We start from the raw sequence: 11,455 nt of genomic DNA on the forward strand, positions 1-11,455 counted from the left end.
TTCTCTTCACCTACCATGTTCCTCTTACTAACATAAATGCTTCAGCCGCTTTATATCCTGACTTTGCTCCCCATACAAAAGCATTGTGCTTCATTGCTTCTATTGAACGTGGGTGAGGAAATTCCCTTAACTCCGATTCATAATGTTTCATCGCATTTAATTTCGTCTCCAAATATTCTTCAATATTTACGAAATAATTAGGAAGAAACTTATCTTTCTCATTATAATTCCACTCAGTAGAAGATAAGGTTTCATATGCAAACACCCATTTAATATTACTATTTGGTAGAGGTCGTGTAGCTGTCATCACTGCTCTATAAACAACAGTATGATCGATATTTATATCTCCGCCATATTGAGTATAAATAATCGTAGGATTTATTTTATTAATGTGCTCTTCAATTTCTTTTACAACATCTAGTAATGGCAATGTATCAAGACGATTATCTGGAAAATCTAACCTCACAAAACTTGTTACACCAAGTGTAGTACATGCCCCCTCCGTTTCTTTATAAGACAGGCTCTTAACCTCTAAATCTAGTTCTCTGTATTCTTTAGATCTCGAAGATTTCCCCTCTGCAAGGATTACAACATGTACATCATCACCTTGTTCCACGTGTTTTGCTATTGTTCCACCAACACCAATAATTTCATCATCCGGGTGTGCAGCAAATACAAGTACATTCATATGATTTTAAACTCCTTTAATTAATTTTTCTGTTTCCTCTGGACCACAATTTAATAAAACATCTAGCATAGATAAATGCGGTATAAACTCTCCAAATAACTGTGGGTAAGAATACTCTCTTATCCTTTGGTATATGATTTCTATATTTTCATGCTCAAAATCACTTTCTATTAAATAATCTTGACCTAAACTTCCAGAATAATAAGTATTGGCATTAAACTTTTGACAAAGCTCTAATACAAAATCACTTTTTTTCCCTGTAATCCCCTCTAGCTCTGATGCATAATATAATTCCGTATCAATATTTAATTCTTGAATAATAAAATGAATAAAGTTCATATTCATACTATTGAGATTATCCCATTTTTCTGAATAAAAATTTTCTAGATAATCCTTGTATACATTGAAATAGGGCGCATTAGAGTAATTAATTCTTATTGTCTTCCAATGCTTTCGCTCCCAATCTTGTGTATTGTCTATCTTTAACTTATTCAATGGGATTTCTTTATAATTTTTCATTTGCATCGGAACCGTTAACCAGGATACTCCTTGGGAAGTTTTAATACGATTTCTATTTAAAAAACCTTTCTTTTCAAATTGTGCTATATCATGAAATACAAACACATCCGATTTATGAATTTTTTCAAAAAAACCATACCAAGGTAAATAACTTGGTTGGTGGCCACTAATAATCATAGTTTAAATCCTCTCTTTTAAACAAAAACATTTTTTCAAAACTGCTCCCCAGTATATCTTTGGTCTAGCAATTCCTTTATTATGCGAATATCCTAAATCCGCATACTTTAATTTATTATGAATTGCTAATTCAAACGCATCATTTAGTAGCAAATATGAAGATTGTGTATTTTTCCCTTTGGTATTATTAATATTAATCCAGTAATATAAAACTTGTTTATCCATTATAAATATGCTGGAACTAATTAGTTCTTCTTCTAAGAATGCTCCTAAGAAAAGAATTCTTTCTTTTAAATTAACAAATAAATGATAAAAAAATTCTCTACTAAATGAGTAACTCGCTCCTATACTGTTATTATGTTCCTGATATAAATTGTAAAATCCATCTAATTCTTCTAAAGCTATAGGCCGAATTTCAACATTCTGTTTACGTGCATATCTAACACTTGTCCTAGCTTTTCCTGAACACGATGTCCATAAATCCTCAAAATTATTTGGTAGATCTAACATATAAGTTTCTTTATACTCCCACTTTTCATCACTATAACTTTGAAAAGGATTTATTGTTATAGGTAATAAAAGTTTTTGAATTTTATTTTCAAACTTCCTATTTATTATCGATTCATAAAATGCAAAATCTATTTTATCTTGGCCAATGATTACAGGGCCTCCATAACCAATTAAACTTCCCAGCACCCTACCATCCTGTACATATATAGGAGATAAAACTACTGTACCCCTTGTTTTTATTAATACTGGAAAAAATTGAACACCAGGTAATAATTCCATTAATTTTCCCCATTCATAACAATGGAATACAGAACCATTATATTCTTCCATACAAGCATCCCAATATTGGGCATCAGTACATATTTCGATTTTCATATAATCACCTTTTACTTCTTTTTCTCTAAATATATTAGAATTTGACTACATATATACTTAAGGTCTTTTTTCCTTAAAGGATATTTAAAAGGTATTGATAATACTCTTGACCATAAAAATTCTATATTTTCTGACTCAGTGGCGTACTTGGAAAAGATAGGGATTTCACTTAGAGGTAGATAATTCCAACAAGTTTGTATTCCTTTTCCAGCCAAATATACGGAACATTCATATCTATCAGATGGTTCTTTGAAAATAATAGTGAAATAGTTCAAATAAACATTCTGAGCTGAAAATATAATCTTTACCCCGTACTTTTCTTCAATTGATTGCAGCATCGTATAACACAAACTAGCATTATATATATTAATTTCTAAAATCTTTTTCATTCTCTTTAAGTGTTTATCAATTAGCAATGAACGTAATGTGGACATTGTTTTTGGATATATAACTTCCGTTTCCTCTGGCAAAGAATCCAATTTGCTATCATTATAGGAAGGAAGAATCCCTAACTTTTCCCAATAATCAGTAAGTAAATTCAGTAGCCAATTCTTCTTGATTCTTAAAGCTAATTGCGTTTTGAGGTGGTTTTTATAATCTAAAAACACTTCTTCCTTCTTTTCTTCTTCCATGTCACACAAGTCATTTACCGTATGATTAAGAAGTAACGCTCCTCCCCCTATACTCGGGATGGGTTTAGTTCCCCCAAAACTTAAAATTCCAATGTCACCTAAACTACCAATTGATTTTTCGTTTTGATAAGAGAACATTGCTTGTGCTGCATCATCAATTATATAAATATCATTGTCTCTCGCCCAATTAATAACCTCTAAATCTTCATGACATCCATACACATGTGTAAGAATAATTGCTCTTGTATTTTCATTTGAATATTTTTTTATTTTATTAAGAGAAAGTGAGTAATCAGTAGTCAAATCAATTAATACAGGTTTTGCTCCTACTGTTAATACTGCCTCTATTACATTAGGACAATTAAAATTTGATAAAATTACTTCATCCTCTTTTTTTATCTTTAGATACTTTAACCCTGCTACTAATGCCGAAGAACCACTATTAGTTAATATAATTTCGGAATTAGGGTAGAGGCTTTGTAGACTCTCTTTTAGATTAGAATGATTGGATCTATATATACTTTTCAAAAAATATATATGATCAAATACACTCCAAAAAGAAGGATATATTGGATACTTAATTTTTTTAGGATTTTTAGGATATAGATACTGTGTTTCCATATTTCTCCTCTATTATTTTCTCTAACCCTCTATTTAATGAAATAACCGGCTGATAGTTTAATAATAATTGAGCCTTCTCTATTGAAGGTATTCTTCTGAATATTTCAATATTAGAATCTCTTACTCCCTCATCCCCTAAATTAAGAAATTCAATTTCACTTTTGTTTCCCATTAACTCATTGATTTTCCCCGCTAATTCCTCCATAGATATAGGCTTGTTATTTCCTATATTAAAATCTGCAAAATTCTCTCCTTCATATTCAAATGCTAATATCGTTCCGTTAACAATATCGCTAATATAACTAAAGCATCTAATTTGCTGCCCGTCCCCATAAATAGTCATATTTTCGCCGTTATGAGCTTGTTTTAAAAACTTAGAAATCACAAAGTTTTCATTTTGTTGTGAACCGTATACATTAAAATAACGTACCACTCTGACTTTAAAACTATTATTAGCATATTCTTTCAAAAAATCTTCTGACATTAATTTAGCTTTTCCATAAGCTGATTTGGGAATTTTGACATCATTTTCTTTAAACGGAACACTCACACCATCCCCATACACCTCAGAACTAGAAGAAAATAATAACTTATCTATTCCATTTTCTATACAAACTTCTACAATATTTTTCGTGCCTTCAAAATTCACCCTTACTACATCTTCTTCATTTGAACGACAATTATCAACACCTACTAATGCAGCTAAATGTATGACCCCATCCACATTAATAAGCTTTTCTCTTAATGTCGCAATATCTAAGATATCAATTTCTTCAAAAGGAACATCAATACTTGGTTTAAATTTATCAAATATAATTACTTCATAACCTCTTGCTATTAACTCCTTTGTAACATGTTTACCAATAAATCCACCGCCACCAATAACTCCTATCTTCATAAATATTTACCTCCCTACCTTTAATTGGTATAAACTTTTTAAAGACGTAACGATATGTTCAACCTCATTTTCTGTAAGTGCACTATACAATGGTAATGAAATAATTTGATCAAATACTTCTTCTGTTTTGGGTAAATGTACATTAAATCTCTCTTGATAATATGGATGCATATGAACGGGAATAAAGTGAACACTCAGCCCAATATTTCTCTTTTTCATTTCTTGAATCATCTGATCTCTACTGATAGGAGAATTAGGATTAATCTTTATAACAAATAAATGCCATGCATGTTTTATACTTGGATTGTTTACATAGTTAGGTAATGTTATATACTCTTGGATTTCTTTTAATTCTTCCTGGTATATTTCCGCTATTCTCTTTCGTTTTTCAATCATTTCATCAGCTCTTTTTAACTGACTAATACCTAAGCTAGCTTGTAGATCCATCATGTTATACTTAAATCCAGGTAATAGAACATCATAACGCCAACTTCCTTTTTCGCCATAACGATTCCATGCATTCTTGGTGATGCCATGCCAACCATATAATCTAGCTTTTTCAGCAATCTCCTCATTTTTAGTGACTAACGCTCCACCTTCACCTGTTGTTATATTTTTAGTAGCATAAAAACTAAAACAAATAATATCTCCATGTGTACCAATCAAAGTATCATCATACTTAGTTCCTAATGCATGAGCCGCATCCTCTATCAGAAATAACCCGTGTTCTTTACATATCTTTTGAAGTTCTTTTAATTTGGCTGGGTATCCAGCAAAATGAACTGCAATAATGGCTTTAGTTTTTTTAGTGATTTTTCTTTTAACATCATGGAGGTCAAGACATAAATCCTCTTCATCTATGTCTACAAATACTGGTTTTGCACCTACATGCATAATAACGTTTACACTTGAACAAAAAGTAAAACTTGGAACTATTACTTCATCTTCTAATCCAATCCCCAAAGACAATAACGCTAAATGTAACGCCGCAGTCCCTGAATTACAACTTACTACATGTTCAGTATTTAGATATTCTTTTAAATTCCCTTCAAACTCTATCACTTTTGGCCCCTTTGAAAGCCATCCAGACTTAAGAGCACGAATAACTCCCTCAACATCTTCATCATTTATTTCTGGTCGATAAAAAGGAATAAATTCTACCATATAATCACCTACAAACATATAATATTTTTTTTATATATTGACTCATCTTTAAATATGTTTCTTGTATCTAAAATTAAGCAATTTGCCTCATTGAGCAAATTAAAATTAATACAATCATGATCCGTATGAACAATAATTAAATGATATTTATTTAATGCATTCATAGTTAAATCGATAGATTTTTTTACATTATGATTGTCCACAATTAGCTCCTCAATAAATGGATCATGGTAATCAACGTTATACCCTTCTAGCATTAAACCATTCATAATATCCAAAGCTGACGATTCTCTAGCATCGTTAACATTTTTCTTATATGCTACGCCAATCATAAGAACATTCTTTCCATCTTCATCTTGTAGTAACTGTAATGCCCTTTTAATAATATAATTTGGCATGTTTTCGTTAATCTCTTGTGCTACATCAATCATTCTTGTTGCCAAATCTTTATTATTTGCAATCCACTTAAAATATATAGGATCAATTGGAATACAATGTCCTCCTACACCAGGACCTGGATAGAATTTTTGAAATCCAAACGGCTTAGTCCCAGAGGCATCAATTACTTCCCAAATATTAATGTTTAATTCATTACATATTTGTGTCATTTCATTAATAAAAGCAATATTTATAAAACGGTAAGTGTTTTCTAATAACTTCGCTGTCTCTGCCACTTCTGGACTACTGACCTTATGAATCCCATTAATTAGGTTACTGTAAAAGGCTGCAGCACAATCTGTACAATTAAGTGTAACTCCACCTACAATTTTAATAATATCTTGGATTGAAAATGATTTATTCGCAGGGTCAATCCTCTCTGGAGAATATGCTACAAAAATATCTGTACCAATTTCAAAATTGGTTTCATGTTCTAATTTATATAAAATCTCTTCTCTTGTTGTACCTGGATAAGTAGTACTTTCTAGAATGACTAATGTACCCTTTCTAATGTACTTGACTATTTCATTAACTGCTGAATGAATATATGTTAAATCTGGTTGTTTACTATCTTTTTCTAAAGGAGTAGGAACACATATAACAACAACATCACATTCATTTATATATTTCATTTCTGTACTAATAAAAAACCTATTTGTATGTAAAGCATCTTGGATTTCGGTATCCTGTATATCACTGATATAACTTGTTCCACATTCTAATTTTTCTATTTTAGCTGAGTTTTTATCGAATCCTCTTACCTCATAACCTGCTTCTAAACATTTAAGAGCCGATGGTAGTCCAACATATCCCAGACCAATATACCCAATACACGCACTTTTATTCACAATTTTTTCAACTAATGATTTTTTAATTTCATTATTTAATACAGTGACCATTACTTATCACTTCCCCAGACATTTAATATCAAAATTCTTACCAGTAATAGATAATTGCGCGTTATGAAAGCCCATAGATGCACGTAAATTATTAAACAATGGAACAAACTAAATTATTAACACTATCATTCCTCCTAATAAGATACATATTTAAATCTACAAAAAAACCCCCTAGAATTTCGAGGTATTTTCTTATATCTATAATGTTCACATGTTATTTTATGGGATTCAATCAATTTTTTTCTTTTTTTCACTTTCTCAATATAGAATAAATTTTGTTATTATAAAAACATTCATCTATAAAACGTTATATCATTATATAATCAAAACAACATGATACTTGTTATAGCTGCATTTTTTTAAACCCTCCCTAAAAAAAGAAAGAATTTTCCCTCTTTTAATTCGAAAGATATAATTCATCAATTTGTTAATAAGAGTATTCAATTATTATTAACTGTACTATTTTTTACGGTTTTTACCTTTTATTTAAATTAATAGAAAAACATATATCTGAATAATAAAAACATTTTGAAATATTTTCAAATTCAAAACATAAATGATATACTTTTTCTAAAAAATAACGTTGCAGTAAAAGAATTTACAATTCGATTCAGGCCTTCTCACATACTTCATTTTTTAATGAAGCGTTAAGGTTTTCATTATTCAAAAAAATCGTAACATCTCATCAATCAACTGAGAGTTACGATTTTTGATATATGCTTACTTTTTAATTTTCTTATAAATATTGCGTTAACCTAATCATATCTATACACTGAATACCATTTTCATATATTTCATCTTCATAATTGCGTAAGAAAAAATCCCTATCCACATTTGTTATTCTAAACCCACATTTTTGATAAAGGCCTAATTGCATTAAGCTAGAATTTCCCGTCCCTATTTCTATGGTTTTATATTTCTCTTTTTTAGCATAGTCTATAGCAAACCCAAGCAAATATTTCCCATATCCTTTACCCTGTTCTTTTTCAGAAACTGCTATATTTATAATCTCAATTGTTTCAGGACGAGTAGGAATTAAAATCATAATCCCCACAGTAATAGTATCCTTTTTTAAAACAAAACAGTCCCCTTGTTTAAGGTATCCATTAACTACTTCTGATGAAGGATCAGCTAGTAATAATAACTCCATTTCTTCTTTACCAATGCTTGTACTTTTTTCAATACTAATTTCATCCCAATTATTTAATTTCATTTTCAATACTCCCCCTTTTAACTAATATATTAAATGAATTCATTCTCACAAAACAATATCAACAGTCATTTTAAAATGCAGTAGTTGGTTCCTATCATCTATTATTCTAAATAAAATACACATACATAATGTATGTGTATTTTCATTTTCACTATTTCTTAATAAAAAAGTAGTTTTTAGGCTACGTTACATCTTCTCTAATATTTCTTGTCTTTCACACCATTTTGTTAACTTTTCTAATGCTTTTTTAGACAAGCGTTTTGTTTTATAATTACAAAATCTAGACAGCGTAGATGGCGAAATACTAACTTCATCTGCTATTTCACGAATACTTACATTTTTTTCATTATGCACTTTCAGTATTTGATCCCGAATTTTCTTCTCTCTTTGTTCGACTGGTTCCACAGTCTCCCTAACCTCTTCAACAACTGTTACTACAGGTAATTGCTCTTGTGGTTCCTCTATAAATTTCTTTCCTATTCCACTATCCATTGACTGTAGCATTTCCTCAGGTGGTAAAATAGTTATCCCTAAGTTAGCGTAATAATTTTTAAACCAGTTACGTTTCCCAATTTGTTGTTCATCAAGCGGGTCACTATACTCCCAATGAGAGATTACTTTTTCATTTTCTAAATCCATTAAAACATTCTCTAGCTGTTCTCTAATACGATTCGGCTTCCAATCTTTTGGAATATCCATTACTGCTAGTAGCCCCTTGTCCCCTCCTATAGAATAGGGCTTTTTCAATGATGAATACATTTGTCTAATTCTCCATTGCCATGTTAAGTATCGAATTAACCTTTTATGATATTTATGTCTATAACTATTGTATTCAAGGGCCTTTTTAGACAATAATGCTGTTGTATTATTTGATCCGTATAAATAATTCGTTAAAAAACTACCTGGCTTAATACGACAAGATTCAATCCCCATATATTCGTTTGTAACACTATGTCTCCACAATACAACCGAATCTAAAACAAATAATCTTTTAATAACCTCACGCTTTAATTCTACTCGTTCTCCTTCGTCATCACGATCGTTTAGTACTACGACCTCATTATCATCATTTAAATAGATAAAAATACTTGCTAAAGCCGCAATCCTCTTTGCTATTTTAATTTTATCGTCCGCTCGATAATATTCTTTATTTTTGACGACTGTCTTTGGAATATTGCACATCTCTAAAACTTGCTCGTATGAAAAATCAATGAATTCATCTGGAGATTTCGCCTCATTTATCCACTGTATTGTAATTGCATCTAAACAGTCTGCCGTTAAATCATCCATATTACTCATTACATCATCAACAAGGGTATTCCATCGAGCTGATTCTTCAGTGTTTGTAAGTCTTAAATCCTCGTCTTTGTGTGAAGAAAGTTGAGCTACACCATTAGAAGACTTCGTTTCAATGGGATACTGTAGGACTTTACTTTTTTCATCTTCTTCAAATTGATTCTTTGCAATTCCATCTCTTAGTTTATAATAAACAGCAGAATTATTTACTTCGTAATAATCCTCATGGTTCACTATATTTGTCTTATCTATATTTTGATCATTTTCTAATATTATGGAATTTGAATGCGCTACATTCTGAAATTCTTTTTCTATATACTCTTCAATTTCCTTATATATTTCTTCCTTATAAGAATCAATCTTCGCATAAATTTGTACTAATGTAATTCCGGATTCTTGCTTTTTCTCTAACCAAGATACTAATGCAGTAAATGATGGAGAAGCATAGTGTGAGGTTAGTACTTTGTTATTATTGTTTTCAACATCTTTAAAGTACGCATTCCACTTATTCCATAATAGCTCGTTCGTTTTATAAATTGGCTCAGAGATTAGCAATGCATCTCGGAACATTTGTAATAAGTTATCCACTTTATATTCCTCCCTAAACCATGGATCACAACAAAGTAGTTTTCATCATAAAAATCTTTACTACTATTATATTTAATTTATTGTAACAGATATTTACAAGATTTTGCGGTTTCTTCTCCTTAATTCCTTAACTTGCAACATGTTTGCTCTTTCTTTTCCCTATTCCTCTTTGCTTGCATTCCTTTTGCGCTTTTCTTTCCTTTACTCTACAACTTGCAACATGTTTGCTCTTTCTTTTCCCTATTCCTCTTTGCTTGCATTCCTTTTGCGCTTTTCTTTCCTTTACTCTACAACTTGCAACATGTTTGCTCTTTCTTTTCCCTATTCCTCTTTACTTGCATTCCTTTTGCGCTTTTCTTTCCTTTACTCTACAACTTGCTCTTTCTTTTCCCTATTCCTCTTTACTTGCATTCCTTTTGCGTACAACTTGCAACACGTTTGCTCTTTCTTTTCCCTATTCCTCTTTACTTGCATTCCTTTTGCGCTTTTCTTTCCTTTACTCTACAACTTGCAACACGTTTGCTCTTTCTTTTCCCTATTCCTCTTTACTTGCATTCCTTTTGCGCTTTTCTTTCCTTTACTCTACAACTTGCAACACGTTTGCTCTTTCTTTTCCCTATTCCTCTTTACTTGCATTCCTTTTGCGCTTTTCTTTCCTTTACTCTACAACTTGCAACACGTTTGCTCTTTCTTTTCCCTATTCCTCTTTACTTGCATTCCTTTTGCGCTTTTCTTTCCTTTACTCTACAACTTGCAACATGTTTGCGGTATCCTTACCCTATTTCGTCTAACTTGCAACAGTATATTTTTTTCTCAACCTAATACATTACACAAAAAATCGTTCTATTTTTAAATTTTTGAGTGATTTTTTTATACTTACAACAAGTTATTCAAATAAAATGCAACATGTTTGCGGTATCCTTACCCTAACTTTTTTGTCTTTTTTAATCTAATCCCTTATATATCAAGGAATTAAGTGCTTTTACTTATTCATATACATATAATTCAACTTGCAACACGTTTGCGGTATCCTTACCCTTATTTTTCGCATAAGATGCAACACTGTTTGCGGTATCCTCACCCTATCGTAATCCATACAAATCTAATTAAACCTATCACATCAACGATAATCGTTATATTTCATGATTAATAAGCGTACTTCTTAACTTGCAACACGTTTGCGGTATCCTTACCCTAACTTTTTTGTCATTTTCAATCTAATCCCTTATATATCAAGTGGGGAGATGACTTTTTACTTATTCTTATACATATAATTCAACTTGCAACACGTTTGCGGTATCCTTAACACAAAAAAAATTAATAGAATTCTCATATCCCTTGATACACCTAGCTTTATAAGCTGTTGCAAGTTGCTATCTTTCTTCTTAAAGGAGCACCTTTCACCATTTTTCGATTTGCTATAATCAAAATTGGTAT

9 protein-coding genes are annotated in these 11,455 nt (G+C 30.9%); all 9 read right to left on the bottom strand.

Annotated elements, in window-relative coordinates:
• Positions 1-10: 10 nt before the first annotated feature.
• The 9 genes from MKX77_RS27690 to MKX77_RS27730 all read right to left on the bottom strand — a co-directional run bounded on the left by MKX77_RS27690 (position 11) and on the right by MKX77_RS27730 (position 10,018).
• Positions 11-688, bottom strand: coding sequence for a PIG-L deacetylase family protein (locus MKX77_RS27690; RefSeq protein WP_341308378.1), 678 nt, complete (start codon positions 686-688; stop codon positions 11-13).
• 6 nt (positions 689-694) lie between these two features.
• Positions 695-1,384 carry a WbqC family protein gene (locus tag MKX77_RS27695; protein ID WP_012259911.1) on the bottom strand — a complete coding sequence of 230 codons (690 nt, stop codon included), beginning with the start codon at positions 1,382-1,384 and terminating at the stop codon, positions 695-697.
• 3 nt (positions 1,385-1,387) lie between these two features.
• Positions 1,388-2,269, bottom strand: a complete 882-nt coding sequence (locus tag MKX77_RS27700; RefSeq protein ID WP_341308379.1) for a peptidoglycan bridge formation glycyltransferase FemA/FemB family protein — start codon at positions 2,267-2,269, stop codon at positions 1,388-1,390.
• An 11-nt stretch (positions 2,270-2,280) separates the two neighbouring features.
• A complete protein-coding gene (locus tag MKX77_RS27705; RefSeq protein ID WP_341308380.1) occupies positions 2,281-3,522 on the bottom strand; it encodes an aminotransferase class V-fold PLP-dependent enzyme in 1,242 nt (413 codons plus the stop codon).
• Positions 3,497-4,420 (bottom strand): NAD-dependent epimerase/dehydratase family protein, encoded by a 924-nt coding sequence (locus tag MKX77_RS27710; protein WP_341308381.1) that lies wholly within the window; start codon positions 4,418-4,420, stop codon positions 3,497-3,499. Before MKX77_RS27710 ends, MKX77_RS27705 begins: the two co-directional genes overlap by 26 nt.
• Before the next feature lie 6 nt (positions 4,421-4,426).
• Positions 4,427-5,584, bottom strand: a complete 1,158-nt coding sequence (locus MKX77_RS27715) for a DegT/DnrJ/EryC1/StrS family aminotransferase (protein WP_326996824.1) — start codon at positions 5,582-5,584, stop codon at positions 4,427-4,429.
• An 8-nt stretch (positions 5,585-5,592) separates the two neighbouring features.
• Positions 5,593-6,921 carry a nucleotide sugar dehydrogenase gene (locus MKX77_RS27720; protein WP_341308382.1) on the bottom strand — a complete coding sequence of 443 codons (1,329 nt, stop codon included), beginning with the start codon at positions 6,919-6,921 and terminating at the stop codon, positions 5,593-5,595.
• Positions 6,922-7,657: 736 nt separating this feature from the next.
• Positions 7,658-8,134 carry a GNAT family N-acetyltransferase gene (locus tag MKX77_RS27725; RefSeq protein WP_113937384.1) on the bottom strand — a complete coding sequence of 159 codons (477 nt, stop codon included), beginning with the start codon at positions 8,132-8,134 and terminating at the stop codon, positions 7,658-7,660.
• A gap of 186 nt (positions 8,135-8,320) precedes the next feature.
• A complete protein-coding gene (locus MKX77_RS27730; RefSeq protein ID WP_341308383.1) occupies positions 8,321-10,018 on the bottom strand; it encodes a helix-turn-helix domain-containing protein in 1,698 nt (565 codons plus the stop codon).
• Positions 10,019-11,455 lie beyond the last annotated feature (1,437 nt).

It is taken from the genome of Bacillus sp. FSL R9-9410 (genome assembly GCF_038050385.1).
In the GTDB taxonomy this organism is placed as follows: Bacteria; Bacillota; Bacilli; order Bacillales; family Bacillaceae_G; genus Bacillus_A; species Bacillus_A cereus_U.

Bases quoted from the DNA above. Each gene is read 5' to 3' on its own strand.
- MKX77_RS27705 (WP_341308380.1), bottom strand. From the start codon at position 3,522: ATGGAAACACAGTATCTATATCCTAAAAATCCTAAAAAAATTAAGTAT.
- MKX77_RS27720 (WP_341308382.1), bottom strand. From the start codon at position 6,921: ATGGTCACTGTATTAAATAATGAAATTAAAAAATCATTAGTTGAAAAA.
- MKX77_RS27690 (WP_341308378.1), bottom strand. From the start codon at position 688: ATGAATGTACTTGTATTTGCTGCACACCCGGATGATGAAATTATTGGT.
- MKX77_RS27695 (WP_012259911.1), bottom strand. From the start codon at position 1,384: ATGATTATTAGTGGCCACCAACCAAGTTATTTACCTTGGTATGGTTTT.
- MKX77_RS27700 (WP_341308379.1), bottom strand. From the start codon at position 2,269: ATGAAAATCGAAATATGTACTGATGCCCAATATTGGGATGCTTGTATG.
- MKX77_RS27710 (WP_341308381.1), bottom strand. From the start codon at position 4,420: ATGAAGATAGGAGTTATTGGTGGCGGTGGATTTATTGGTAAACATGTT.
- MKX77_RS27725 (WP_113937384.1), bottom strand. From the start codon at position 8,134: ATGAAATTAAATAATTGGGATGAAATTAGTATTGAAAAAAGTACAAGC.
- MKX77_RS27715 (WP_326996824.1), bottom strand. From the start codon at position 5,584: ATGGTAGAATTTATTCCTTTTTATCGACCAGAAATAAATGATGAAGAT.